Annotated in this window: 28 protein-coding genes; 26 read left to right on the top strand and 2 right to left on the bottom strand. The window is 38.9% G+C overall.

Annotation, left to right across the window (positions count from 1 at the left end; translation table 11 throughout):
- Nucleotides 1-25 precede the first annotated feature (25 nt).
- Nucleotides 26-991, top strand: a complete 966-nt coding sequence (manA, locus tag FC19_RS00745; RefSeq protein ID WP_057875076.1) for a mannose-6-phosphate isomerase, class I — start codon at nt 26-28, stop codon at nt 989-991.
- 277 nt (nt 992-1,268) lie between these two features.
- On the opposite strand, the gene FC19_RS00740 is transcribed toward manA, so the two are convergent.
- The gene (locus tag FC19_RS00740) at nt 1,269-1,973 is read right to left on the bottom strand and encodes a type 1 glutamine amidotransferase (RefSeq protein ID WP_057875118.1); all 705 of its coding nucleotides are present in this window, start codon (nt 1,971-1,973) and stop codon (nt 1,269-1,271) included.
- 2 nt (nt 1,974-1,975) lie between these two features.
- Nucleotides 1,976-3,325, bottom strand: a complete 1,350-nt coding sequence (locus FC19_RS00735) for a Mur ligase family protein (RefSeq protein ID WP_057875075.1) — start codon at nt 3,323-3,325, stop codon at nt 1,976-1,978.
- 231 nt (nt 3,326-3,556) lie between these two features.
- Here FC19_RS00735 and FC19_RS00730 point away from each other — a divergent pair, with 231 nt between their 5' ends.
- The 25 genes from FC19_RS00730 (at nt 3,557) to sufB (ending at nt 25,478) form a co-directional block, all read left to right on the top strand.
- Nucleotides 3,557-4,135: a thymidine kinase gene (locus FC19_RS00730; protein WP_057875074.1), complete on the top strand. Its 579-nt coding sequence runs from the start codon at nt 3,557-3,559 to the stop codon at nt 4,133-4,135.
- Nucleotides 4,136-4,234: 99 nt separating this feature from the next.
- A complete protein-coding gene (gene prfA, locus FC19_RS00725) occupies nt 4,235-5,317 on the top strand; it encodes a peptide chain release factor 1 (protein WP_057875073.1) in 1,083 nt (360 codons plus the stop codon).
- Nucleotides 5,310-6,164: a peptide chain release factor N(5)-glutamine methyltransferase gene (gene prmC / locus FC19_RS00720; protein ID WP_057875072.1), complete on the top strand. Its 855-nt coding sequence runs from the start codon at nt 5,310-5,312 to the stop codon at nt 6,162-6,164. Before prfA ends, prmC begins: the two co-directional genes overlap by 8 nt.
- 12 nt (nt 6,165-6,176) lie before the next feature.
- Nucleotides 6,177-7,193 (top strand): L-threonylcarbamoyladenylate synthase, encoded by a 1,017-nt coding sequence (locus FC19_RS00715; protein ID WP_057875071.1) that lies wholly within the window; start codon nt 6,177-6,179, stop codon nt 7,191-7,193.
- Nucleotides 7,194-7,259: 66 nt separating this feature from the next.
- The gene (upp, locus tag FC19_RS00710) at nt 7,260-7,889 is read left to right on the top strand and encodes a uracil phosphoribosyltransferase (RefSeq protein ID WP_057875117.1); all 630 of its coding nucleotides are present in this window, start codon (nt 7,260-7,262) and stop codon (nt 7,887-7,889) included.
- Nucleotides 7,890-8,321: 432 nt separating this feature from the next.
- Nucleotides 8,322-9,035: a F0F1 ATP synthase subunit A gene (atpB, locus tag FC19_RS00705; RefSeq protein WP_057875070.1), complete on the top strand. Its 714-nt coding sequence runs from the start codon at nt 8,322-8,324 to the stop codon at nt 9,033-9,035.
- Nucleotides 9,036-9,054: 19 nt separating this feature from the next.
- Nucleotides 9,055-9,279, top strand: coding sequence for a F0F1 ATP synthase subunit C (gene atpE, locus FC19_RS00700; protein WP_057735614.1), 225 nt, complete (start codon nt 9,055-9,057; stop codon nt 9,277-9,279).
- A 48-nt stretch (nt 9,280-9,327) separates the two neighbouring features.
- Complete coding sequence (atpF, locus tag FC19_RS00695) at nt 9,328-9,852, top strand: F0F1 ATP synthase subunit B (RefSeq protein ID WP_057875069.1); 525 nt, start codon at nt 9,328-9,330, stop codon at nt 9,850-9,852.
- Nucleotides 9,839-10,381 carry an ATP synthase F1 subunit delta gene (gene atpH / locus FC19_RS00690; RefSeq protein ID WP_057875068.1) on the top strand — a complete coding sequence of 181 codons (543 nt, stop codon included), beginning with the start codon at nt 9,839-9,841 and terminating at the stop codon, nt 10,379-10,381. The genes atpF and atpH overlap by 14 nt, the downstream gene beginning before the upstream one ends.
- A 22-nt stretch (nt 10,382-10,403) precedes the next feature.
- Complete coding sequence (gene atpA / locus FC19_RS00685) at nt 10,404-11,915, top strand: F0F1 ATP synthase subunit alpha (protein WP_057875067.1); 1,512 nt, start codon at nt 10,404-10,406, stop codon at nt 11,913-11,915.
- Nucleotides 11,916-11,934: 19 nt separating this feature from the next.
- The gene (locus tag FC19_RS00680) at nt 11,935-12,882 is read left to right on the top strand and encodes a F0F1 ATP synthase subunit gamma (protein ID WP_057875066.1); all 948 of its coding nucleotides are present in this window, start codon (nt 11,935-11,937) and stop codon (nt 12,880-12,882) included.
- 22 nt (nt 12,883-12,904) lie between these two features.
- Nucleotides 12,905-14,308 (top strand): F0F1 ATP synthase subunit beta, encoded by a 1,404-nt coding sequence (gene atpD, locus FC19_RS00675; protein ID WP_057875065.1) that lies wholly within the window; start codon nt 12,905-12,907, stop codon nt 14,306-14,308.
- 17 nt (nt 14,309-14,325) lie between these two features.
- Complete coding sequence (locus tag FC19_RS00670; protein WP_057875064.1) at nt 14,326-14,751, top strand: F0F1 ATP synthase subunit epsilon; 426 nt, start codon at nt 14,326-14,328, stop codon at nt 14,749-14,751.
- Nucleotides 14,752-15,046: 295 nt separating this feature from the next.
- A complete protein-coding gene (locus FC19_RS11255; RefSeq protein ID WP_083488249.1) occupies nt 15,047-15,283 on the top strand; it encodes a DUF1146 family protein in 237 nt (78 codons plus the stop codon).
- A gap of 81 nt (nt 15,284-15,364) precedes the next feature.
- Complete coding sequence (gene murA, locus FC19_RS00665) at nt 15,365-16,669, top strand: UDP-N-acetylglucosamine 1-carboxyvinyltransferase (RefSeq protein ID WP_057875063.1); 1,305 nt, start codon at nt 15,365-15,367, stop codon at nt 16,667-16,669.
- Between the two features lie 200 nt (nt 16,670-16,869).
- Complete coding sequence (mreB, locus tag FC19_RS00660; protein WP_057875062.1) at nt 16,870-17,865, top strand: rod shape-determining protein; 996 nt, start codon at nt 16,870-16,872, stop codon at nt 17,863-17,865.
- A 40-nt stretch (nt 17,866-17,905) separates the two neighbouring features.
- Nucleotides 17,906-18,154 (top strand): membrane protein insertion efficiency factor YidD, encoded by a 249-nt coding sequence (gene yidD, locus FC19_RS00655; RefSeq protein WP_057875061.1) that lies wholly within the window; start codon nt 17,906-17,908, stop codon nt 18,152-18,154.
- A 21-nt stretch (nt 18,155-18,175) separates the two neighbouring features.
- On the top strand, nt 18,176-18,400 hold the full coding sequence (locus tag FC19_RS00650; RefSeq protein WP_057875060.1) for a DUF2969 domain-containing protein: 225 nt from the start codon (nt 18,176-18,178) through the stop codon (nt 18,398-18,400).
- Nucleotides 18,401-18,487: 87 nt separating this feature from the next.
- Nucleotides 18,488-19,687 (top strand): FtsW/RodA/SpoVE family cell cycle protein, encoded by a 1,200-nt coding sequence (locus tag FC19_RS00645; protein WP_057875059.1) that lies wholly within the window; start codon nt 18,488-18,490, stop codon nt 19,685-19,687.
- Between the two features lie 91 nt (nt 19,688-19,778).
- Nucleotides 19,779-20,132, top strand: a complete 354-nt coding sequence (locus FC19_RS00640) for an arsenate reductase family protein (protein WP_057875058.1) — start codon at nt 19,779-19,781, stop codon at nt 20,130-20,132.
- Between the two features lie 154 nt (nt 20,133-20,286).
- On the top strand, nt 20,287-21,066 hold the full coding sequence (sufC, locus tag FC19_RS00635; RefSeq protein ID WP_057875057.1) for a Fe-S cluster assembly ATPase SufC: 780 nt from the start codon (nt 20,287-20,289) through the stop codon (nt 21,064-21,066).
- Between the two features lie 16 nt (nt 21,067-21,082).
- Nucleotides 21,083-22,375: a Fe-S cluster assembly protein SufD gene (sufD, locus tag FC19_RS00630; protein WP_057875056.1), complete on the top strand. Its 1,293-nt coding sequence runs from the start codon at nt 21,083-21,085 to the stop codon at nt 22,373-22,375.
- Nucleotides 22,356-23,594, top strand: coding sequence for a cysteine desulfurase (locus FC19_RS00625; RefSeq protein WP_057875055.1), 1,239 nt, complete (start codon nt 22,356-22,358; stop codon nt 23,592-23,594). Before sufD ends, FC19_RS00625 begins: the two co-directional genes overlap by 20 nt.
- Complete coding sequence (sufU, locus tag FC19_RS00620; protein ID WP_057875054.1) at nt 23,581-24,054, top strand: Fe-S cluster assembly sulfur transfer protein SufU; 474 nt, start codon at nt 23,581-23,583, stop codon at nt 24,052-24,054. The genes FC19_RS00625 and sufU overlap by 14 nt, the downstream gene beginning before the upstream one ends.
- Before the next feature lie 20 nt (nt 24,055-24,074).
- Complete coding sequence (gene sufB, locus FC19_RS00615; protein WP_057875053.1) at nt 24,075-25,478, top strand: Fe-S cluster assembly protein SufB; 1,404 nt, start codon at nt 24,075-24,077, stop codon at nt 25,476-25,478.
- The last annotated feature ends 101 nt before the right edge of the window (nt 25,479-25,579 follow it).

Genomic DNA, 25,579 nt, shown 5'->3' with positions numbered 1-25,579 from the left:
TTAAAAACATTTAGGAGGAATGACATTGAAACAACCAATTTTTTTGAAACCGTTTTTTCAAGAAAAGATTTGGGGTGGACAACGCCTAAAAATAAAGTTTGGTTATTCAATACCAAGTAGTAAGACTGGTGAATGCTGGGCCATTTCGGCACATGCACACGGGCCAGCGACAATTTTGAATGGACAGTATAAGGGGCAGACTCTGGATGAACTTTGGCATGATCACCGCGAAGTGTTCGGCAATGTAACTGGTGAAGTTTTTCCATTATTAACTAAAATTCTTGATGCGCGAGAAGAGCTATCTGTTCAAGTTCATCCGGATGATGTTTATGCAATGAAACATGAACACGAGCTTGGTAAAACAGAGTGCTGGTATGTAATTGCTGCAGACAAAGATTCAGAAATGATTTACGGACACCATGCTAGAACGAAGGCAGAATTGGCTGAAATGATTGAAGCAGGTCAATGGGATAAGCTTTTACGCCGTATACCAGTTAAACCGGGTGATTTCCTTTATGTACCGAGTGGAACCATTCATGCGATCGGTAAGGGTGTGATGGTTCTGGAAACTCAGCAAAGCAGCGACACGACCTACCGTGTTTATGACTTTGACCGTGTAGATAAGAAAACTGGCGAAAAACGCAAATTACACATTAAACAATCTATAGATGTGACGAATGTTCCGCACAACGATCCAAAACTTGATATTACTACCCATAAGCAAGGTGATGCCACGATTACAAACTATATTGCTACAGATTTTTTCAGTGTCTATAAGTGGGAGCTTCCTCTTGGCAAAGCTTCTTTTAAAAGACGTGAAGCTCCATATACATTGGTTTCTGTACTTGATGGTCAAGGAAAAATAGAAGTTGCGGGTGAAAGCTATACTTTGGCTAAAGGTCAGCATTTTATACTTCCTTTTGATGTTAAAGAGTGGACAATCGAAGGCAGTTTATCCATTATTGCCTCTGAACCAGGTGCTAAGGCATGATTTTGGGTATTAACGGAAGCCTAATATTTTCTAATGACTTGCCTGAGGAAGAGAAGGTTTGCTTCAGTAAAATTTTAGTGTTCAAAAAAATGACTATTGAAACAATTTAGTTCGAATAATAAAAGATAAAAATAAAAGGCTGGGTCAAGAGAATCTTTGACTCAGCCTTCTGTATTGGAAAACAGTACAATCACACTTAATATTCAAAAAAATTACTTTATGTTCTTGTAGGAGAAGTTTAAGCAAGAACAGATTTTTTATCAGGTTCCGCAATCTATCAGTAGGTTGGTTTAATACGCAACTTTTCTTGTGCACTTAGATCAGCATCAGGGTATTTTCGTTTTAAGGCAATTAACAGCAATCTTTTGGCAAGCTCACCATTGCGCGCAAGAATAGGACCGTGGAAATAGGAACAGAAAACATTTTTATAAATAGCGCCTTCTGATTTGTCTTGACCGTTATTACCATGACCACTGACAACGGTTCCTAAGGGGCGCTCGCCTTCACCTAGAAAGGTAACACCATTGTGGTTTTCAAAACCGTGATAAGTTTGGTTGGTTTCAGCATTTTTAATGATAATGTCACCAATGAACCGATTATTGTCTTGACTTTTTGTATAATGTGGCAAGGCATTGATTCCTTCTATTCGTTCACCCTGGGCTCCGATGTAATATTGGCCGAGCAATTGATAGCCGCCGCAGATAGCAAGCACAGGGCCATTGTCTTCAATGAAGTCAGTCAAAGCTTTTTTCTTGCCTTGGATGTCCTTAGAAACAATAACCTGCTCATAGTCCTGACCCCCGCCGAAAAAAGCGAGGTCAAATTTTTCAGGATCAAATGGCTGATTTAAACTAACGATTTCAGATGTTAAGGTGACATTCATTTGCTTTGCATAGTAGTTAAGCACAAGAATGTTTCCAATGTCACCATAAGTATTCATCAGATCGCCATATAAATGAGCAATATTTAATGTATAAGGCATCATTACTCCATTCCTTCCTTAATATAGTCTTGTGAAGCCATGGCTTTACGCAATTGTAGAACAGCCGTGTAAGTAGCTAAAACATAAACATGTTTTGTTGGCATTTTTTTGATAGATTCGAGAACTGCATTCAGATTTTCATGTTCTTCAAAATGCTCTGCTGGGACACCAGCAACTTTAAGTCGAAATGCAATATCGCGATATCTTTCGCCGCCTACAAGTACACTCGGAATTCTTTCAAACGGCAGCTCCTCGAAACGCCCATCCCAAATCCAACTTGTATCAATACCATCAGCATAATTTGCGTTTAGTAAAACAGCTAATGAAAAAGGGGCTTGATCTGTTTTGATCATACTTAGTACTTGATCAAGGCCAACCGGGTTTTTAACCAGAATCAAGGTAACTTCTTTATCGTCGATGGAGATAACTTCTTGCCGACCGAATATTTTTTCATCTTTACTGTTCAATGCTTGAGTAATCAATTCAGGTTCAATGTCAAAATGATATCCGACGCTGTAAGCTGCTAAAGCGTTGTAAATATTATAGGTACCACCGATATGGAGAGTTGTCGGATGCCCATCAATTTCAAAAGTTGATGAAGTTGGAGTTTGTTTTTTGATCGTGTTTACTTGATGTGTCAGTTGTGGTCGCTTGAAATCACAATTTGGACAATAATACTTTCCTAAGTTGCTGTAAGTGAGTTGATAGTAATGTAAAATATTCTGACAATTTGGACATAAGAGACCGTCGGTGTTTGGTGCAGCCATCTGTTCGCGATCTTTTCCAGCATTGAAACCATAATAAACAATAGGATTAGGCAACTTTTTGCTGTTGAAGATCGGAGCATCCCCATTAGCAATGATCGTTGCCTTAGGAGCTAAGCGTATTCCAGCGAGTATTTTGTCATAAGTTGTATATATTTCACCATAACGATCCATTTGGTCTCTAAAAATATTGGTTAGCACGAAAGCACTTGGACTAACATAACGCGTAATCAGAGCGACATTTGCCTCATCTGTTTCTAAAACTGCTAAAGGTTTGCCAGATTTTGTTCGTTGTGCAGTCAAAAAAGCTGTTACGATGCCTTGTTTCATGTTTGAACCACTTGGATTAGTTAGAACATTAGCATACTTGGTCCGCAGCACTTTGACAGTTAGGGCTGTTGTTAGTGTTTTGCCATTCGTGCCAGTGATAATAACTACATCATAGTTCTTGGATAAAGTCTGTAAAACCTCAGGATCAAGTGCAAGGGTTACTTTACCAGGTAATGCTGTTCCTCCATGTAGAAAATTATGCAAGAACCAGTACGATGCACGACCAGCTGCAATTGCGACTGAGCTTTTAAACGACATGCTTTTTCCTCCGTTTCAAAGCGATATATTGAGATGTTAAAAAATCGCTTTGTTTGATAATATCATTTTGTATCATATCATAAATACCAGTGTGTGTATGTTTTTTGCTGTTTTTTCCTATGAAAATTATTATTTACAACTAGAATATTTTTATTTTCAATCATGTGTAGTGAAATTTTGCTGAAAATCATATATACTTATCTGGAGAGTCTTGATTTGGAGTGAATCATTTTGGCGCAATTGTTTTTTCGTTACGGTGCAATGAATAGTGGGAAGAGTATTGAAATATTGAAGGTTGCGCATAACTATGAGGAACAGCATAAAAGTGTTGTTCTGATGACCAGTGCAGTTGATAAGCGGGAACAGGTCGGGTATATTTCAAGTCGGATCGGCCTAGAGCGAAAGGCTGTTCCAATTTATGAAAAGACAAATATTTTCCAGACACTTAGCGAGCAGGATTCGCAAACGGCTTGTGTACTCGTAGATGAAGCACAGTTTTTAAGCAAGCATCATATAATCGAATTAGCAATGATCGTTGATAAGCTAAACATACCAGTGATGGCTTTTGGTTTAAAAAACGATTTTCGCAATGAATTATTTGAGGGCTCGAAATATCTTTTACTGTACGCAGACAAGATAGAAGAGATGAAAACAATTTGTTGGTTTTGCCAGAAAAAAGCTATTATGAACTTGCGCATAAATAATGGAAAACCTGTTTATACTGGAAAACAGATAATGTTCGGTGGAAATGAGTCATACTATCCAGTGTGTCGTCGTCATTATTTAAAACCACCTTTTTCAGCACAATAGAAATATTAGAAAGATACATATTTTGTTATCTGTTTTTTGCTTTTTATTATTATTTATTATTATATAGAAGAATTAATTTTTTGATGGAGGAAATTGTTAATGAACGATTTGTTTGATAGATTGCAGACACTTAAAGATCGCTATGAAGAACTCGGCGGTTTATTGTCTGATCCAGATGTTATTTCTGATACCAAACGTTTTACTAGTTTGTCAAAAGAAATGGCTGACTTGCGCGAGACGGTCGAAAAATATGACCAATATAAAAAAGTCACTAATTTAATCAAGGAAGACGAAGAACTGCTGCGTGAAAAGCTCGATGACGAAATGGCCGCAATGGCTAAGGAAGAGTTGGCAGATGCCAAACACGAGCGTGAAAAACTGGAAGAAGAGATCAAAGTTCTATTGCTTCCCAAGGATCCTAATGATGATAAGAATATTATCATGGAAATTCGTGGAGCTGCTGGGGGCGATGAAGCCAGTCTCTTTGCTAGTGATCTTTTCGATATGTACGCTAAATATGCTGAGAAGCAAAAGTGGTCGATAGAGGTATTGGACAAGAATGTTACCGAAGTCGGAGGCTTTAAGGAAATTGCGTTGCTTATCAATGGTGACAGTGTTTATTCAAAATTGAAGTACGAAAGTGGTGCTCATCGTGTTCAGCGTGTGCCTGTTACGGAATCCGCTGGGCGGGTTCACACCTCGACAGCAACCGTAGTGGTCATGCCCGAGGAAGAAGATGTTGAGATTGAAATCGATCCGAAAGATATTCGAGTTGATGTTTATCGTTCATCCGGTGCTGGTGGGCAACATATTAATAAGACATCGTCAGCTGTTCGAATGACGCATCTGCCAACTGGAATTGTTGTTGCAATGCAGGACCAGCGTTCACAGCAACAAAATCGTGAAAAAGCAATGAAAATCCTGAAAGCACGTGTTTATGATTACTATTCATCCAAAGAGCAAAGTGAATATGATAAGAATCGTAAATCTGCTATTGGAACAGGTGACCGTTCAGAGCGGATTAGAACCTATAATTATCCGCAAAACCGTGTAACGGATCATCGTATTGGCCTTACGTTGAATAAGTTAGATCGAATTATGAACGGCGATCTTGAGCAAGTGATCGATGCTTTGATTTTGTATGATCAAACAAGGGCTTTGGAGAACTTGCAAAATGAGTAGCTTAACGTATTTTGAAGCCCAAAAATGGGCTTCTTCTTTTGTGTCCGAACATAAAATTGATAAGAGTGTGGTCGATTTACTCTTGCTAGGGATGAAGGATTGGAACTTGACAGACCTGTTAGTGAATTATCAACAGCAGATGCCTCAAGCTGAGCTTACAAAGTTCAAAGAGATGTTAAATAAAGTCTGTCAGGGATGGCCTCCACAGTATCTGCTCGGTGAAGCGTCATTTTTTGGACGTGAATTCAAAGTTACAGAAGACACTCTGATTCCTAGACAAGAGACGGAGGAATTAGTTGAATGGGTGCTGCAGGATTTTAAAAATGATAAAACTGATTTAAAAATAGCTGACATTGGCACGGGTACTGGTATTATCGGAATTTCACTTAAAATTGAGAGACCATCATGGGATGTAACATTGACGGATATTTCGCAGGCAGCACTTTCAGTGGCAGAGATAAATGCTCAGAGATACGGACTCAAAATTAAAAATTCCTGTAGTGACTTATTTTCGTCATTGAAAGAAAAGTATAACGTTATTGTGTCCAACCCACCTTACATTGCCGAGACAGAAAAGAGTTTGATGGATCAGAGTGTTATCGAACACGAGCCTCACATGGCGCTCTTTGCTCCGGCTGAAGGTTTGTTTATTTATCGGAGAATTGCAGCTGAAATCAATGCTTATCTTGAAAATGAAGCAGTTTTGTATTTAGAAATCGGTTTTCAGCAAGGAAAAGCAGTCAAACAAATCTTCCAGCAAGAGTTCCCCGATGCAGATGTTATTTTAAAAAGTGATATTACAGGACATGATAGGATGGTTAAAGTTGTTTTTAATAACAAACAATGAGAAGGTGAAAGAATGTTAATCACGAAAATATATAAAACTGATGAAATTACTGAAGCAGCCGATGAGCTGAAAAAGGGCGAACTGATAGCTTTTCCAACTGAAACTGTATATGGTTTGGGCGCTGATGCAACAAATGAGCAAGCCGTTAAAAGAGTTTATATGGCTAAGGGTCGTCCATCTGACAATCCCTTGATCGTTACAGTTGCATCATTTGAAATGATGGAAAAATATGTCGATAATATTAGCCAGAATGCACAAAAGCTAATTGAACATTTTTGGCCAGGATCTTTGACCTTGATATTTAAAATCAAACCAGGTTCTTTATCAAGGGCTGTAACAGGAGGACTGGAAACAGCAGCGTTCCGAATGCCAGATAATGCTGTAACACGTAAACTTATTAATCTTGCAGGGGTGCCAATAGTAGGCCCCTCAGCCAACTCATCTGGTAAGCCAAGTCCGACGACGGCGCAACATGTTTTTCATGATCTGGAGGGCAGAATTGCTGGTATTGTTGATGATGGTGCGACAACTGTCGGAGTTGAGTCTACTATTTTAGACATGTCATCTGAAGTTCCCACTATTTTACGTCCAGGTGCTGTTTTAGGTGAAGAGATTGAACAACTTCTTGGTGAAAAAATTATTTTTGATCGGCATAAGGTTGGAGAAAAAGAAACACCTAAAGCTCCAGGAATGAAGTACAAGCACTATGCCCCAGATGCTCAAGTCCTGATTGTTAAGCAAAAAGAATGGAATGTAGCATATGATTGGGCTAAAAAAAGTAATAAGAAGATTGGAATTATGGCTTTAAATACCGATCTTGAAAAGAATCTTCCAGATAATTGTATTCCCTATGACTTGGGGTCAGATATTCACACTGCAAGTCAACGCCTTTTTGCTGGTTTAAGATATTTTGACAATGAGCAGCCAGTGAAGTGGATTTTAGCAGCGGGTTTTGCTGAAAAAGGTTTGGGAGCAGCTTATATGAATCGTTTAAGAAAATCAGCTGGAGATCGATTTTTCGAAAAATAAAAATTGAGCTAGTAAAAAACAATGTTATCAGCTAAAATATATTAGGAAGAAAAAGGAGTGGCTAAATTGGGAAAGTTTGAAGTATTGAATCACCCACTGATACAGCATAAGTTGACAATTATTCGGAATGAAAACTGTGGAACGAGAGAGTTTAGGCAGGTCGTAAATGAAATTGCAGAACTAATGGCATACGAAGTTTCACGTGATATGCCTTTAGAGGACTGTGAAGTTAAGACACCTATTATTAAAACGATCCAGAAACAGCTTGCGGGCAAGAAGGTCGTTATTGTACCTATTCTCCGCGCTGGTTTAGGGATGGTTGATGGAATTCTTGAACTGATTCCGGCAGCCAAAGTTGGTCATGTTGGAATGTATCGGGACGAGAAAACTTTGAAACCTACAGAATACTTTGTTAAAATGCCAGATAATTTAGCAAGTCGAGATATCTTTGTTGTCGATCCTATGCTAGCGACAGGCGGTTCAGCTATCATGGCTGTTGATGCGCTGAAAAAACGTGGAGCTGTGAACATTAAGTTTGTTTGTTTGGTAGCTGCTCCTGAAGGTGTAAAAGCTCTGCGCGATGCTCATCCTGATATTGATGTTTTTGCTGCTGCGTTAGATGACCATTTAGACGAAAATGGTTATATTGTTCCAGGACTTGGCGATGCTGGTGATCGTCTTTTTGGAACGAAGTAGCAGTTAAGATATGAACATAATCTGAATCGATTATGAGTAATTTGCTGTTGGACGAAAATAGCCAACGCTTGAGACGGCTTGGTATAGAGATTGTAAAATAGTAACAGGGAGTTGAGCCAAAATTGCATTTTGGTTTAGCTTCCTGTTTTTATATATTAAATTTTTTCTTCGATGATTGAGAACATTTACACAAAAACATGGAAAATCCTGAAAATTTGTTTTTTGCCAAAATATTATTATAAAGCTGAAAGCATGATTAAACTAGCATAGAATACGCTTTCTTTAGTTTTCAAAGACGTTTTGTGTTTTTTGTAAAATGGTGGTATGATTTCTTGTGTATTCAAAGATTCAATTTCTTTGGAACCTTTTGTACCATGCTTTTTCCCATAATTGTTGGGTCGTACATCCAACTGTGAAAAGAGGTGAGACTTGGTGAATGAAGGAGCTTATGTTCAGAAGCTTTTTGGTATTCCCTTTAACCTTAGTAACGATATTCCAGGACTAATAGCGGCAGTAATCGTCTTTTTTTTATTGTTTTGGTTGTCAAGAAACATTCAATTAAGACCTAATAAAAGACAAAACTTTATTGAATGGATAATCGATTTTACTAATGGAATCATTAAGGGCATAATGCCGGATGAAGAAGGCAAGAAATTCGGACTATTGGCATTTACGTTGTTTGTATTCATATTTGTATCCAACCAATTGGGACTAATGCTTCAGTTGACTGCAAACGGGACAAGTTATATTTCCAGTCCGACGTCCAATGCCATGACTACGCTGTCGTTTGCGTTTATGGTTCTTATGCTTGCGCATTTTCTCGGTGTGAAGAAATTTGGTTTTAAGGGGTATTTTAAGAATACTTATTTAAGCCCCATTCCATTTTTATTCCCACTAAGCGTACTCGAAGAATTTACGAATTTTTTGACGTTAGCTCTTCGTTTGTACGGGAATATTTATTCCGGTGAAGTTTTGTTGAAATTGATTTACAAGCTTGCAACTTCTTTTGGTATCGCATCATTTATTCCGGCAATACCGTTAGAATTGATCTGGCAGGGGTTCTCTGTCTTTATTGGAAGCATCCAAGCCTACGTCTTTGTTACATTGACAATGGTTTATATTTCTCAAAAAGTTGAAAAAGAGTAAACAAGGAGGATTTCTAATTATGAGTTCATTAGCTTTAATTGGTGCAGGTTTAGCTGCAGCTGGTGCTGCTATTGGTGGTGCTATAGGTAACGGTCTTGTTATTTCTAAAATGTTGGAAGGTATGGCTCGTCAGCCAGAATTATCAGGTCAACTTCGTACAAACATGTTTATCGGTGTTGGTTTAGTTGAAGCTGTTCCTATCATCTCAATCGTTATTTCATTCTTATTATTGGCTCAGGGCTAACAAATTCTTTTGTCAATATTTAGTTGAGTATGGAGGAGGTGTCAATAGATGAGTTCAACATTTTTGTTAGGAGCTGCAAATGGGGTTCAATGGGGTGACACGATTTTTTATCTTGTCCTTTTCATAGTTTTAATGGCTTTACTGAAACATTTTGCTTGGGGACCAGTAAGCGAAATGATGGACAAGCGTGCCGATAAAATTTCTGGTGATCTTGATTCTGCGGAATCAGCCCGCAAGAAGGCAGAGGATCTAGCTGAACAGCGCCAGGATGCTTTAAAGGATTCCCATTTTGAAGCTTCTAAAATAATTGAGCGAGCAAAAAAGAATGGTGAACAACAAAAGGCTACAATCGTTAGCGATGCACAAGAAAAAGCGCAGACGTTAAAGGTGAATGCTAAGGAAGATATTTCACGTGAACGTCAAGATGCTTTAGACAGTGTAAAAAATGATGTTGCAGAATTATCTATTGAAATTGCTTCGAAAATCATTCGCAAAGATTTAAATGCAAATGATCAGAAGGCCTTAATTGATTCTTATATCGAAGGGTTGGGGAAGCAAAATGAAGCTAAATAGAGAAATGGTTGCCCATCGTTATGGAAAGGCTTTGTTCGATTTAGCCGAAGAACAAGATAGCCGTCAATCTTTGTTAGAAGAATTGACAGAATTGAAGAAAGTTTTCGAAGAACAACCGGAGTTGAACGTATTTTTAACTAGTAAACAAATTTCATATTTAGATAAGGTAAAAATGGTCAAGTTTCTAACGAAGACAGCATCACAAATAGTTACTAATTTATTAAATATGACTTTTGACTATGGGCGTATCTGTAATTTAGATGCGATCATTGATGAATATATTAGATTAAATGATGAATTTGAAAAGACAGTTCGGGCATCTGTTGTTACTGCCATCAAATTAGAAGATGCTCAAAAAGAAAGACTTGCATCTTCATTTGCAGGCGTAGTTGGTGCTAAAAAGGTTTATCTTGATGAAAAGGTTGATCCCGAGATTATCGGTGGGGTCATTCTTAAGTCGAATAGTTATATTTATGATGGTTCGATCAAGACAAAAATTGCACGCATCAAGCGTCTGTTATTGAAATGAATTATAAAGAGGTGAAACTTCTATGAGCATTAAGGCTGAGGAAATCAGTGCTCTGATTAAGCAACAATTAGCGAATTATCAAGATGAGCTCAGTGTGGATGAGGTCGGTACCGTTACTTATGTTGGTGATGGTATTGCTCGTGCCAATGGACTCGATAACGCCTTAGCTGGTGAATTATTAGAATTTGATGATGGCACATATGGAATGGCTCAAAACTTGGAGTCAAATGATGTTGGTATCGTTATTCTGGGTTCATTCAAGGGAATTCGTGAAGGCGATAATGTTAAACGTACAGGACGTATTATGGAAGTTCCAGTTGGAGAAGCTCTAATAGGAAGAGTTGTTAATCCCTTGGGACAAGCCATTGATGGTTTAGGCGAAATGAAAACCACGAAGACACGACCTGTTGAGAAGAAGGCCCCTGGCGTTATGGAACGTCAGTCAGTTAAGGAACCTCTTCAAACAGGACTTAAAGCTATTGATGCTTTAGTTCCAATTGGACGTGGACAACGTGAATTGGTTATTGGTGATCGTAAAACTGGTAAAACTTCAGTTGCGATCGATACTATTATTAACCAAAAAAATGAAGATATGATTTGTATTTATGTTGCGATTGGTCAAAAGGAATCGACAGTTCGCGCACAGGTTGAAACGTTACGCAAGTATGGTGCAATGGATTACACAATCGTTGTTTCTGCTGGTCCTTCGTCACCTGCGCCTTTACTGTGGTTAGCTCCTTATGCCGGTGCAGCAATGGGTGAGGAGTTCATGTATAATGGCAAGCATGTTTTGATCGTGTATGATGATCTGTCAAAACAAGCTGACGCTTATCGTGAACTTTCTTTGATTTTGAGACGTCCACCTGGTCGTGAAGCATATCCCGGTGATGTTTTCTATTTGCATTCACGTTTATTGGAACGTGCAGCTAAATTGAGTGATGAACTAGGCGGCGGTTCTATGACTGCTCTGCCATTTATCGAAACTAAAGCTGGTGATGTTTCTGCTTACATCCCAACTAACGTAATTTCAATTACTGATGGACAGATCTTCCTTGATAGTGATAATTTCTATTCTGGGGTTCGTCCTGCGATTGATGCCGGAACTTCTGTTTCCCGTGTGGGTGGTTCTGCACAAATCAAGGCTATGAAGAAAGTTTCTGGGACTTTACGTTTGGATCTTGCTTCTTATCGCGAACTTGAATCATTTGCACAATTTGGTTCTGACTTGGATGAAGCAACACAATCTAAACTTAACCGTGGGCGTAGAACAGTTGAGGTCTTGAAGCAACCATTGCATAAGCCATTGGCTGTTGAAAAGCAAGTCTTAATCCTTTATGCATTAACACATGGTTTCTTAGATTCAGTTCCTGTGGATGACATCATGCGTTATCAGGATGAATTGTTTGATTTCTTTGATAATAACAATAAAGATTTATTGGATTCTATTAAAGAAACTGGTAATTTACCTGATACGGCTAAACTTGATTCTGCCCTTAAGGATTTTGCAGATTCTTTTCAAGCAACCGCAAAATAAGAAAGGTTGGTGAGAGTTAATGGGGGCTTCTTTACAAGAAGTTAAGCGGCGTATCTCTTCAACTAAAAAGACAGAACAGATTACTGGTGCAATGCAGATGGTCTCAACTGCCAAGTTGAGTCAGATACAACGTCATACGACTAGCTATCAAGTCTATGCGAATAAAATTCGTAGCGTGATTACACATTTGGCACAATCGCATCTTCTGGATGGAAAAGTAGTCAGCGACTCGGCCAGCACACCTAAAAAAGATAAAAATCAAGTCAGTGGGCTTGATATGTTAACTAAAAGAAATGTCAAACACACTGGGATTGTCGTTATAACATCTGATCGAGGTCTTGTTGGAAGTTACAACAGCAACGTGATCAAACAGACGATGGAATTAATAAAGAATGCAGGTCATACTGCTGACGACACGGTAATTATTGCTTTAGGTGGAACTGGTGCCGATTTCTTTAAAAAGCGCGGTTATAATGTTGCTTTTGAATATCGCGGCATTGATGACATACCTAAATTTAGAGATACTCAACAATTAGTCAAAAAAATTGTTGGAATGTATGATGATGAAACATATGATGAATTGTTTGTTTGTTATAACCATTTTGTCAATTCGTTGACTTCAGAGTTCCGTGCTGAACAGATGCTTCCGATCTCGGCAATCAATATTGGAAGTGACAATTTAGCACAGAAACCAGAGGAAGGGTATGCCCCAGTGTATGAAATGGAACCTTCACAAGATGCAATATTAGAAGTTGTGCTACCGCAATATGCAGAGAGCTTGGTTTATGGAGCTATTTTGGATGCCAAAACCTCAGAACATGCTTCTAGTTCAACTGCAATGAAGTCTGCAACGGATAATGCGAAGGATATTATTTCCTCATTGGAATTACAATTCAACCGTGCGCGTCAAAGTGCAATTACAACAGAAATTACAGAGATCACGGGTGCACAAGCTGCCCTAGATTAGGATGACAGGAGGAATTAACAAGATGAGTTCTGGTAAAGTAGTCCAAGTTATCGGACCTGTTATTGATGTTCAATTTCCTCTTAGTGAATCTTTACCTGACATTAATAATGCACTTCATGTGGAGCGTGAAGATGGCTCAAAATTAGTCATCGAAGTTGCGCTTGAATTAGGCGATGGTGTTATGCGTACAATCGCTATGGATTCAACGGATGGTGTAAAGCGTGGAGCGAATGTTGAAGACACAGGTTCTTCAATTAGTGTTCCCGTTGGTAAAGATACATTAGGAAGAGTATTTAACGTTTTAGGAGATACCATTGATAATGGTCCGAAATTTGATAAGGATGCGCGTCGCGATCCAATCCATCGTGATGTTCCAGCCTATGATCAACTGAATACTGGGGTTGAAATCCTTGAAACAGGTATCAAGGTTATTGACCTTCTTGCACCTTACGTCAGAGGTGGAAAAATCGGACTCTTTGGTGGTGCCGGTGTTGGTAAGACTGTTTTGATTCAAGAGTTGATCCATAATATTGCTCAAGAACATAATGGTATTTCGGTTTTCACTGGCGTTGGAGAACGAACACGTGAAGGTAATGACCTTTACTTTGAAATGAAAGATTCCGGTGTTCTTGAAAAGACGGCCATGGTGTTTGGTCAAATGAATGAGCCGCCTGGTGCACGTATGCGTGTTGCCTTGACCGGGTTAACAATTGCTGAGTACTTCCGTGATGTTGAGGGCCAGGATGTGCTGTTGTTTATCGATAACATTTTCCGCTTTACACAAGCGGGTTCTGAAGTATCAGCTTTGCTTGGCCGTATTCCATCAGCCGTTGGGTACCAACCAACTTTGGCTACTGAAATGGGACAACTGCAAGAACGTATTACATCAACTAAGAAGGGATCGGTTACATCTATCCAAGCTGTTTATGTTCCAGCGGATGATTATACTGATCCGGCTCCAGCAACAACCTTTGCCCATTTGGATGCTACGACTAATTTGGAGCGTAGTTTGACACAGCAAGGAATCTATCCAGCTGTTGATCCGTTAGCGTCAACATCTAGTGCCTTGGAACCTGAGATTGTTGGAGAAGAACATTATAAGGTTGCGGTGGAAGTGCAGCATGTGTTGCAAAGATATCGTGAATTGCAAGATATCATTTCTATTTTGGGAATGGATGAACTTTCCGATGAAGAAAAAGTAATTGTTTCACGTGCACGCCGTATTCAATTCTTCTTATCCCAAAACTTTTCAGTTGCTGAACAGTTTACGGGTGTTCCAGGATCATACGTCCCAGTTGAAGAGACAGTTAAAGGATTTAGAGAAATTTTAGAAGGTAAGTATGATGATCTTCCAGAAGATGCTTTCCGTTCAGTTGGGCGTATTGAAGAAGTCGTTGAAAAGGCAAAGAAAATGGCTAGCAAATAATAAGGAGGTAACGTTTAATGGCTGAGCAATCTGTTTTGACAGTTAATATTGTTACTCCTGATGGTAGTGTCTATGAAGAACAAACTACAATGGCTATCTTTAAAACGACTGTTGGTGAAATTGGTGTTTTGCCGAATCATGTTCCAGTTCTTGCCTCACTTCAAATTGACGAGGTTCGCGTAAAGATCGATGGAACTGATGATAAATTTGAGGAAATTGCTGTTAGTGGCGGTTTTGTTGAATTTTCTAACAACATTGCGACTGTTGTAGCTAATAGCGCTGAGCTCAAAGAGAATATTGATTTAGAACGTGCTGAGCGAGCTCGAAAACGTGCAGAAGAGAAACTGGCACGTGCAAAACAAGAACATGATGTTGATACACTTCGTCGGGCAGAAGTTTCGTTACGACGGGCAGTTAATCGTTTGAATATCTCAAAACATTAGATAGTGTAATTAGTATTTATGTGTGTGAAAAGTAACAGTTTTTAGACACTTCATACAGCATATCAAATTAATATTTTGAAAAAAGGCTGAGACAGAGGATTTTACTCAATGTTTCAGCCTTTTTGTGTGTTTTTTATCCCTTATTTAATAGAAAAGGTATTTTTTGTTAAATGTGAGTTTAAAACGTTTTTAATATGGATAAATAATTAAAATATTACAAATTAGTTACATTTTTGAAGACGGACGTTTTTTTTTATGCTATTATTAATCTGAAACAATTAAGGGGTTGTTTTTAATGAAGTATTATGGTTTTCTAGCTTTGTTAACATTGGTAAGTCACTTTGCTTTCATCACACTTGCTTTTGTTAGTCTTCAATCTTTGCGTTTTGATCGATGGATAACTCCCACAAGGCAAAGGTATTTCAATATTTTGTTAGTGATGGTGTCGATTGCAATTGGCTATACTTGTAGCTCCTTCTTTCTTAGTTTTATTGATAATGTTCGCAATCTTACATACTTGCTGTCATTCTGATCGAGCATATGTTATTTGATAGTGTTTTTTGGCTGTAGCTTAATTATTTGTTGAATAATGAGACGTTTTGGAGGAATTGTATTGGAAAAGATTATTGTTCATGGTGGAAATCCACTAAAAGGTGAAGTTGGAATTGAAGGAGCAAAAAATGCTGTTTTACCTATTTTAGCTGCTAGTTTATTAGCAAGTGAAGGTAAAAGCTACTTAGACAATGTTCCGGTCTTGTCGGATGTTCATATGATGAATAACATGTTAAGATTCTTGAACGTTAAGGTCGATATGGATGAAGAAAAGAAAACGGTCTTGCTTGATGCAACTGATCAGCCTTCGTATGAAGCTCCATTCAAGTATGTTTCTAAAATGCGCGCTTCGATCGTTGTGTTTGGTCCTTTGTTAGCTAGATTAAAGCATGCGAAGGTCGCAATGCCAGGTGGTTGTGCCATTGGCTCGCGTCCAATTGATTTACATCTGAAAGGTCTGGCTGCGATGGGCGCGAAAGTTGAACAGCATGACGGGTATATTGAAGCTTTTACAAGCGGTTTAGTGGGTGCTAATATTTATCTTGATTTTCCAAGCGTTGGCGCAACACAGAACATCATGATGGCTGCAACGTTGGCCAAAGGGACAACTATTATTGAGAATGTTGCACGTGAACCTGAAATTGTTGATTTAGCAAATTATCTCAATCAAATGGGAGCAAAAGTCTCGGGAGCGGGAACAGAAACGATTAAAATTACGGGAGTCAACCATCTGCATGGTGTGCAGCATACTGTTATCCAGGATCGAATTGAAGCTGGAACCTTCATGGTTGCTGCTGCGATTACAAATGGTAATGTTTTAGTCAAAAATGCTATTGCAGAACATAACAAGCCACTAATTTCAAAATTAGAAGAAATGGGTGTAACTGTCATTGAAGGTGATGATGGTATCAGAATCATTGGAACGTCAAATTTAAAACCAGTTTCTGTAAAAACTCTGCCGCATCCAGGCTTTCCAACTGATATGCAGCCACAACTATCGGTATTGCAATTATTGGCTGCTGGAACAAGCATGTTGACAGAGACAGTTTTTGAGAATCGGTTTATGCACCTTGAAGAGCTACGCCGAATGAATGCTAAGTTCAATATTGAGGGCAAGTCGGTTGCTTTAGAAGGTCCAACAGAATTTCATGGGGCTGAAGTTGAGGCAACTGATTTGCGTGCCGCCGCTGCTTTGATTTTAGCTGGCCTTGTTGCAAAAGGGTATACACAGGTATCACAACTTAAATACTTAGATCGTGGATACTACAATTTTCATAAAAAGCTTGCAAATTTGGGTGCTGAAATAAAACGTATTGATGACGAAGTTCTCGAAACTCATCCGTTACAACAAATTACTAAGTTATGATGAAGGGCAATAAGCTCTATTAGTTATTGTTTATAAGAAACGGCTAATCTTAAATTTTTATATTGTTTATCGGCAGAGGTGATTGTGTATTTTTGTGCAAGCTTATTTGTGCTATAATGGTAATGATTTTTTGCATATGAACTATGCTGGTATTAATTAATTGTGCAGCAATACATCTAATTTGTTGAAGGAGAGTAATTATGGCTAAAGATATTGGTATTGATTTAGGCACTGCTAACGTTTTAATCAATGTGCAGGGCAAAGGCATTGTTTTAAACGAGCCTTCAGTGGTCGCGATCGATACACATACAGGACGCGTCTTAGCGGTCGGATCAGAAGCATACAAGATGGTTGGTCGTACACCTAGCAACATTCGCGCAATTCGACCACTTAAAGATGGTGTGATTGCTGATTTTGACATAACAGAACAGATGCTGTCTTATTTCATAAAGAAATTAAATGTTAAGGGTTTTATGTCTAAGCCAAACATTTTGATTTGTTGTCCGACCAATACAACTTCAATTGAACGTAAAGCGATTCGTCAGGCTGCTGAAAAATCTGGCGGGGGTGCAGTTTACCTTGAAGAAGAGCCTAAAGTTGCCGCTATTGGCGCAGGATTAGATATTTTTCAACCTCACGGTAGTATGGTTATTGATATTGGGGGTGGAACAAGCGATATTGCGGTCATTTCTTTAGGCGATATTGTGGTCAGTCGTTCTTTACGCATTGCGGGTGATCGTTTGAGCAATGACATTTCATCTTACGTTAAAAAGAGGCATTCTCTTCAGATTGGGGAACGTACTGCTGAAAAAGCGAAAATTGAAATTGGAACGGTTGTTGCAGGACATCGAAAGAAGGAAATGGAGATCAGGGGACGTGACATTGTGAACGGGTTGCCACGGACGATACAGTTATCTTCAGATGAGATTGAGCAAGCTCTGCGTGATACAATGCTCTCAGTAATTGCCGCTGCTAAAGAAGTTTTAGAACAGACTCCACCTGAGCTGGCTGCAGATATTATTGATCGTGGATTGATCTTAACTGGTGGCGGTGCATTATTAGATGGAATTGATCAATTATTTTCGGATCACTTGAAAGTTCCTGTGACAGTGGCTTCTACACCTTTAGACGATGTTGCTTTAGGAACGGGCAATTTGTTGAATCACATTGCAAAGAGTAAGAAGACAAAAAAGTAAAATAATTGGATAAAAGGTGAATTTGAAAGAAGGGTATAGCATGAGGTTTCTATTAATAATGTTAGTTCGTGCTTATCAGAAATTCATTTCGCCTTTTTTTCCTCCAAGTTGTCGTTATTACCCTACATGTTCGCAGTATATGCTGCAAGCTCTCAAAAAACATGGAGCGTTGAAGGGAACTTTGATGGGGATCGCACGTCTTTTGAGGTGTCATCCATTTGTGCGCGGCGGATATGACCCGGTTCCAGGGTACTTCAGTTTAAAACGAAATCGAAAAGGTAAAAAGTAAAGTATTATTAGGAGGAGCACTGTGGCAAGAAAAGAGAAAAATATTGAGATCTTTGAGGAAGAGAAGATGGTCAATGGCAATGTTGTTCTGGAATTGAAAACGGAGCAAGATAAGATTGGGGCTGTTGAACAAGATGGGAACAGGTTTGTAGTGTTATTGCCAAATGGCGAGACATTTAAGGCAAGTTCTCAAAAAGAAGCAGTCAATATTTTGATTCGGGACTACCATCTGCATCGAGTCAATTAAGTAGTTTTTTGTCGGCTAAATTTGTATATTAGTCGACAATTTGTTTATAAACAAAAAAAGTAAATTTTTTATAAAGGAGGATCAGCTTTGGCAGAAAAACAGCTGACAAGGGCAGATAATGACGATTCAAGGATCGATTACGGTATTGTTTTTTCAGTGCTGATTCTGGCCGTAATCGGAATGGCATCAATTTACGTTGCTGCTAAACATGATACCAGTACAACAAGCATCACAAAGGCATTACTTATGCAAGTTGTATGGTATGGTCTTGGAACGACTGCTGTAGTCGTAATTATGCAGTTCGACGCTGAACAGTTATGGAAGCTGGCTCCCGTTGCATACGGAGTCGGGATCACACTTCTTCTGCTTGTGCTAGTCTTTTATAGTCGTTCTTATTTTGCAAGCACAGGGGCTAAAAGTTGGTTTTCAATAGCAGGATTAACTTTTCAGCCATCAGAAATAATGAAGCCCGCATATATATTAATACTGGGGCGGGTCGTTTCACAGCACAATAGTGAGTATCCTGTACATAACGCTAATTCAGACTGGCGTTTGCTGGGGAAGATGTTTGCGTGGACGCTCCCAATTGCAGTTTTGTTAAAATTGCAAAATGATTTGGGAACAATGCTGGTTTTCTTTGCAATACTTGGCGGAGTTATTTTAGTTTCAGGTATTACCTGGAAAATTATCTTACCGGTTGCAACAGTTGCGACGCTTGTTGGTGGAACAGCTATCATTTTGGTTATTTACGGACGAAATATTTTGATGGGTTTGGGATTTAAGTCGTATCAGTTTCAACGTATTGAGGCGTGGTTGGATCCGTCAGCGAGCACTTCGGGTAGTAGTTACCAATTGTGGCAGAGCATGAAAGCGATTGGTTCAGGTAAGTTACTTGGAAGAGGCTTTGATGTCTCGAAAGTTTATGTTCCAGTTCGTGAGTCGGATATGATTTTTTCAGTTATTGGAGAAAACTTTGGTTTTATTGGCGGTTGCCTTTTGATCTTTATCTATTTACTATTGATTTTCCAGATGATTCAAGTAACTTTTGATACAAAGAACGAATTTTATGCTTACATTTCAACTGGCGTTATTATGATGATTTTGTTCCATGTTTTTGAAAACGTTGGGATGAGCATTGGACTTTTACCTCTGACTGGTATTCCATTACCATTCATAAGTCAAGGGGGTTCAGCGTTGATTGGGAATATGATTGGAATTGGATTGATTATGTCGATGCGCTTCCATAATAAGAGTTATATGTTCAGTAGTAGTAAGGAATTCCATTAAAATAAAGTTAGATTAAGATTAGCTATTTTTATAGTTGATCTTTTTTTGTATAATGGAGTGAAGTGAAAGGCTAATAAAAGGGGTGTTTTAAATGAAACAGTTTTATTGTTACAGCAAGTGCAGTACATGTCACAAAACAAAGAAGTGGTTAGATGAAAATTCTGTTGAATATGAAAAAATTGATATTGTGAAAGACCCCCCTACGGCTGAGCGGTTAGCTGAATGGATAAAGAAAAGCAAGCAACCGCTTAAGTATTTTTTTAATACTAGTGGTATAAAGTATCGCGAATTGAAACTCAAGGATAAGGTTCCTACAATGAATATTACTGAAGCAAGTAAAATTCTTGCTAGTGATGGGAAATTGATTAAACGTCCTCTCATGGTTGAAGGAGACCATGTGACTTGTGGATTTAAAGTCGATACTTATGAGAACGAATGGAAATAACGAGCTTGTTTTTTAATTAAAAAAATAAGTTTCATAAAATATCTAAAAATCGCTTGGACGGGCGGATATACAAGCGTTATGATAAACTTTATCAATTGAAAATGATTCGCAACTAGGATAGAATGTTAGCATACATTAATTGGGGGAATCGTCAATGTCAACACTTGAAGTAAAAGATTTACATGTATCGATCGATGGAAAAAATATTTTAAAAGGCGTTAATTTGAAAATGAAAACAGGTGAGATCCATGCTATTATGGGGCCAAACGGAACTGGTAAATCAACTCTTTCGGAAGCCATCATGGGTCACCCTGCATATAAAGTTACTCAAGGAGAAGTTTTGCTGAATGGTGAAAATATTCTTGAGCTTCCAGTCGATGAACGTGCTCGTGCAGGTTTGTTTTTAGCTATGCAATACCCGGCAGAAATTCCCGGTGTAACCAATGCTGAATTTATCCGAGGGGCAATTAATGCACGTCTTCCAGAAGATAAGCCTCTTTCAGTTCGCGATTTCTTGAAGAGATTAGATAAAACGATGAACGTTTTGGATATGACTGAAGAAATGGCGGATCGCTACTTGAATGAAGGATTCTCTGGTGGCGAAAAGAAACGGAATGAAATTTTGCAGTTAATGATGATTAAACCTAAGTTTGCTATTTTGGATGAAATTGATTCTGGGCTAGACATTGACGCATTGAAAGTTGTTTCACGTGGTGTTAATCAAATGCGTGGACCAGAATTCGGTTCTTTGATTATTACGCACTATCAGCGTTTATTAAACTATATCGTTCCAGATGTTGTACATGTTATGATGGGCGGACGAATCGTAAAACAAGGTGGACCGGAATTAGCTAAACGCCTTGAGGACGAGGGATACGCTGGTTTGCGGGATGAGCTTGGCTTAGATATCAAATTAGTAGACGAAGAAGCGTAAGGGGAGATGTGAGTTTATGACGGTTGATTTGAAAAAATATCCAACTATTGCTGCATATGCGGAGAAAACAGCGGAACCAGCTTGGTTTACTGAGTTAAGGACCAAGTCGTTAGAAAAAGCAGTTTCACTTGCGCTTCCGTCTTTTGAGAAAATTCGTTACCAACGTTGGCCGATTCAATTGAAGCAGCCATTAGGGGAAAAGAACTCTCAAAAAAATTTGATTGAAAAGATTGATGTAGAACAAACAGATAACATGGTTGTTCAATTGGGTCAGGAGACACTCGAATTAAAAATTAGTGATGAAATGCGAGAAAAAGGAGTAATTGTTTGCGATTGGCAAACTGCTTTGCAGGAACACAGTGATTTAGTGCAGAAGTATTTTATGCAAAAAGCTGTTAAAACGGATGAGGATTTGCTTACAGCACAGCATGTTGCATATTTAACGAGCGGATTATTTATTTATGTTCCAAAAAACGTAGTTCTGAAAAAAGCACTGACAAGTTATTTTGTTCAAGATGCAACTGTGGAAAATGATTACGTTCACCATGTGATTCTTGTGGTAGGCGAAAATAGTGAGTTCTCATATCTTGAAAATCTGAAAACAGTTGGTGAACAAGCGACAACAGCTAACATTATCGTTGAGGTTATTGCACAAGAAAACAGTCATATTAAGTTTGCAAGTGTTGACCGTCTAGGTGCTAAAACGACTGCATACCTCAATCGAAGAGGTTATTTAGAAAAGAATGCTAAGATTGACTGGTCAATGGGGATGATGAACGATGGTAACATTGTTGGTGATTTCGATTCTGATTTAGTTGGAGATGGTTCTCACTCTGAAGTTAAAATTGTTGCGATCTCAACTGGAAGACAGATTCAAGGAATCGATACACGTGTTACCAATATTGGCAAACACACAATTGGACATATCTTACAGCATGGAGTCATTCTTTCACGTTCTTCTCTGGTATTTAATGGAATCGGTCATATCATTAAAGGTGCTAAAGGTTCGGATGCACAACAAGAAAGCCGTGTATTAATGCTTTCGAACAAGGCAAAGGGTGATGCTAATCCTATTTTGCTGATAGATGATAATGATGTTACCGCTGGTCATGCAGCAAGTATCGGACGTGTTAATCAAGAACAGTTATACTACCTGATGAGCCGGGGGTTACCTAAAAAAATAGCTGAACGTTTGGTTATTATAGGATTCTTGGGACCTGTTTTAGCAGCCATTCCATCGAAGCTGATTCGTGAACAACTAAAAACAACCATTGAAAGGAAGCTTATCGATGGGCAAAAAGATGAATAGTTATGCTGAAGATTTTCCTATATTAAAGCAAAAAGTGAACGATGAACAGTTAGTCTACCTAGACAATGCGGCAACAGCACAAAAGCCACGTGCAGTGATTGAGGCAATTACAGATTATTATTATCATGATAATGCTAATGTCCACCGTGGAGTGCACACATTAGCTGAACGTGCAACAAAAGACTTTGAAGATGTACGCTCCAAAGTTGCACACTTCATTAATGCTCCAAGTAAAGATGAAGTTATTTATACCAAAGGCACAACTGAAGGATTGAACTGGGTGGCTGCCAGTTATGGACAGACTCATGTTAAAGCTGGAGATGAAATTGTTATATCATACATGGAACATCATAGTAATTTAGTTCCGTGGCAGCAGCTGGCACATCGGACAGGGGCTAAACTTAAGTACATTAGTCTTCAGCCTGATGGTCAGCTTGATATGAGTAGTGTACGACAAGAGATTACTGATAAAACTGCAATTGTTGCATTGGCACATGCTTCAAATGTTTTAGGTGTAGTTAACCCGCTGGCTGAGATTTCAAGAATAGCACATGAACACGGTGCGATAATGGTTGCTGATGGTGCACAATCAACACCACATATGAAAATTGATGTTCAGGAGTTGGGAGTCGATTTTTTCGCGTTTTCAGGTCATAAATTAATGGCACCAACAGGGATCGGTATTCTCTGGGGCAAAAGTGAGCTTTTAGATGAAATGCCGCCCCTGGAATTCGGTGGTGAAATGATTGATTGGGTTCAGCTGCAGGAAACGACCTTTAAAAAGGCACCTTGGAAATTTGAGGGCGGCACGCAAAATATTGCTGGAGTAGTCGGCCTAGGTGCTGCAATTGATTATTTAGAAAAAATTGGGATGGATAATGTTCAAAAACAAGAGCGTGCCGTTGTCCAAGCGGTTCTCCCTGAATTGCAGCAAATTGAAGGTTTAACTATTTATGGACCGCAAGATGCGCAGAAACGGACAGGGGTTATATCTTTTAATCTTGATAATCTTCATCCGCATGATGTTGCAACTGCCCTTGATATGGAAGGTGTTGCAATTCGTGCAGGGCATCATTGTGCGCAACCGTTGATGGAGTATTTAAATGTTCCAGCGACTGCTAGGGCTAGTTTTTACTTGTACAACACGATAGAAGATGGTCAGCGTTTAGTTGAGGCAATTAAGGCCACAAAGGAGTTTTTCAAGAATGGCACTATCTAAATTGGAAAATTTGTATCGGCAAATGATTTTGGAACATGCAACTCATCCTCATCATCATGGATCGTTAAAAAAGGCTGACCAAGACATTGAATTACGGAATCCGACCTGTGGAGATGTTTTGACACTTCAAGTTGAATTGAAAGATGGGAAGGTAGCTGATATTGCTTTTTCAGGTTCTGGTTGTACGATCAGTCAAGCTTCTGCAAGTATGATGACTGATGAAGTGGTAGGTAAAACACCAGAGCAAATTGGCAAGATGGTAGTTGCTTTTTCAGAAATGGTAACTGGAAATGAATCGGATGATGTTGACGAACTTTTGGGAGATGCAGCTATTTTAGCTGGAGTTGCACAATTCCCAGCACGAATTAAATGTGCAACTTTAGCATGGAAGGCAATCTATCAAGCTGTTAAAGCAGATGACAAAAAATCAACGGTCGGTTTTTTACGTCACGATGAATAGAAATGAAGGAGGTTCTCTGAATGTCAGATACAGATATGCTCGGTTTGGGCGGAGAATATAAATATGGTTTTAAAGATGATATCAAACCCATTTTGACAACCGGTGAAGGTCTGAACGAAGATATTGTTCGTCAAATTTCAAAAGCAAAAAAAGAACCAGAATGGATGCTCGATTTTCGCTTAAAGTCTTTTAAACGTTATAAAGAAATGAAAATGCCGGATTTTGGACCAGATTTGTCGGGAATTGATCTGGATCGAATCAATTATTTCAGACGTGACAGCGACCGGGTGGCGCGTAAGTGGGAAGATGTTCCTGATGATATCAAGAATACGTTCGATCGCTTAGGAGTTCCTGAAGCGGAACGAAAATATTTAGCAGGATCATCTGCACAATATGAATCTGAAGTTGTTTATCATAATATGCGTGAAGATTTTGAAAAATTGGGCATTGTCTTTATGGATACAGACTCAGCGGTTCAAAAATATCCAGAACTGGTGCGCAAATACTTTGGAAAGCTTATTCCACCTTCTGATAATAAATTTGCAGCCCTTAATTCTGCTGTTTGGTCGGGAGGTACGTTTATCTATGTTCCAAAAGGTGTTAAGACAGAAGTTCCTATTCAAAGTTATTTCCGGATCAATGCTGGTAATAGCGGACAATTTGAAAGGACGCTGATAATCGTTGACGAAGGTGCAAGCGTGAACTACGTTGAGGGTTGTACAGCTCCAAACTATTCTGAAGATAGTTTACATGCCGCTGTTGTTGAAGTTAATGTCTTGAAGGACGCATATTGCCGCTATACGACGATTCAAAACTGGTCAGATAATGTGTATAGTCTTGAAACTAAACGCGCCCAAGCATTAGAAAATGGGACAATGGAATGGGTTGATGGTAACTTGGGATCTAAAGTGACGATGAAGTACCCAAGTGTTTACCTAAACGGCCGAGGAGCTCGAGGAACAATGCTCTCAATAGCTTTTGCGGGGAAGAATATTGTTTCTGATACAGGAGCACGGATGATCCATAACGCTAAAGATACTTCAAGTTCAATTGTTTCGAAATCCTTATGCAAGGATGGCGGTCGAGTTGACTATCGCGGGAAGGTTCGCTTCGGCCGTAATAGCGATGGCTCATTTTCACATGTTGAGTGTGACACGATTATTTTGGATGAGAAGAGTGCTAGCGATACAATTCCATTTAATGAGATTAAAAATGGAAATGTTTCGATGGAGCATGAGGCTAAAGTTTCCAAAATTTCTGAGGAACAGCTCTATTATTTAATGAGCCGAGGTATCACGGAAGAAAAAGCTACAGAAATGATTATCATGGGATTTGTGGAACCCTTTACTAAAGAGTTGCCAATGGAATATGCGGTTGAACTTAACCGCCTGATTGAATATCAAATGGAAGGTTCTGTCGGTTAAACTAAATTTGCAGCCTACAAACGTTGACAAAACGGTATTTGTAGGCTGTTTGTTTACATGAACATTTGAGTTTACCCACGAAATGACCGCGAAATATTAAT

This window comes from Liquorilactobacillus aquaticus DSM 21051 (assembly GCF_001436755.1).
In the GTDB taxonomy this organism is placed as follows: Bacteria; Bacillota; Bacilli; order Lactobacillales; family Lactobacillaceae; genus Liquorilactobacillus; species Liquorilactobacillus aquaticus.
Note: the sequence above shows the minus strand (reverse complement) of the source record. Positions and strands in the feature narration are given on the sequence as shown.

What these genes read in the sequence shown, in the direction of transcription:
- FC19_RS00740 (WP_057875118.1), bottom strand. Translation starts at nt 1,973, where the DNA reads ATGCCTTATACATTAAATATTGCTCATTTATATGGCGATCTGATGAAT.
- FC19_RS00735 (WP_057875075.1), bottom strand. Translation starts at nt 3,325, where the DNA reads ATGTCGTTTAAAAGCTCAGTCGCAATTGCAGCTGGTCGTGCATCGTAC.
- prfA (WP_057875073.1), top strand. Translation starts at nt 4,235, where the DNA reads ATGAACGATTTGTTTGATAGATTGCAGACACTTAAAGATCGCTATGAA.
- prmC (WP_057875072.1), top strand. Translation starts at nt 5,310, where the DNA reads ATGAGTAGCTTAACGTATTTTGAAGCCCAAAAATGGGCTTCTTCTTTT.
- FC19_RS00715 (WP_057875071.1), top strand. Translation starts at nt 6,177, where the DNA reads ATGTTAATCACGAAAATATATAAAACTGATGAAATTACTGAAGCAGCC.
- atpE (WP_057735614.1), top strand. Translation starts at nt 9,055, where the DNA reads ATGAGTTCATTAGCTTTAATTGGTGCAGGTTTAGCTGCAGCTGGTGCT.
- atpF (WP_057875069.1), top strand. Translation starts at nt 9,328, where the DNA reads ATGAGTTCAACATTTTTGTTAGGAGCTGCAAATGGGGTTCAATGGGGT.
- atpH (WP_057875068.1), top strand. Translation starts at nt 9,839, where the DNA reads ATGAAGCTAAATAGAGAAATGGTTGCCCATCGTTATGGAAAGGCTTTG.
- atpA (WP_057875067.1), top strand. Translation starts at nt 10,404, where the DNA reads ATGAGCATTAAGGCTGAGGAAATCAGTGCTCTGATTAAGCAACAATTA.
- FC19_RS00680 (WP_057875066.1), top strand. Translation starts at nt 11,935, where the DNA reads ATGGGGGCTTCTTTACAAGAAGTTAAGCGGCGTATCTCTTCAACTAAA.
- atpD (WP_057875065.1), top strand. Translation starts at nt 12,905, where the DNA reads ATGAGTTCTGGTAAAGTAGTCCAAGTTATCGGACCTGTTATTGATGTT.
- FC19_RS00670 (WP_057875064.1), top strand. Translation starts at nt 14,326, where the DNA reads ATGGCTGAGCAATCTGTTTTGACAGTTAATATTGTTACTCCTGATGGT.
- FC19_RS11255 (WP_083488249.1), top strand. Translation starts at nt 15,047, where the DNA reads ATGAAGTATTATGGTTTTCTAGCTTTGTTAACATTGGTAAGTCACTTT.
- mreB (WP_057875062.1), top strand. Translation starts at nt 16,870, where the DNA reads ATGGCTAAAGATATTGGTATTGATTTAGGCACTGCTAACGTTTTAATC.
- yidD (WP_057875061.1), top strand. Translation starts at nt 17,906, where the DNA reads ATGAGGTTTCTATTAATAATGTTAGTTCGTGCTTATCAGAAATTCATT.
- FC19_RS00640 (WP_057875058.1), top strand. Translation starts at nt 19,779, where the DNA reads ATGAAACAGTTTTATTGTTACAGCAAGTGCAGTACATGTCACAAAACA.
- sufC (WP_057875057.1), top strand. Translation starts at nt 20,287, where the DNA reads ATGTCAACACTTGAAGTAAAAGATTTACATGTATCGATCGATGGAAAA.
- sufD (WP_057875056.1), top strand. Translation starts at nt 21,083, where the DNA reads ATGACGGTTGATTTGAAAAAATATCCAACTATTGCTGCATATGCGGAG.
- FC19_RS00625 (WP_057875055.1), top strand. Translation starts at nt 22,356, where the DNA reads ATGGGCAAAAAGATGAATAGTTATGCTGAAGATTTTCCTATATTAAAG.
- sufU (WP_057875054.1), top strand. Translation starts at nt 23,581, where the DNA reads ATGGCACTATCTAAATTGGAAAATTTGTATCGGCAAATGATTTTGGAA.
- sufB (WP_057875053.1), top strand. Translation starts at nt 24,075, where the DNA reads ATGTCAGATACAGATATGCTCGGTTTGGGCGGAGAATATAAATATGGT.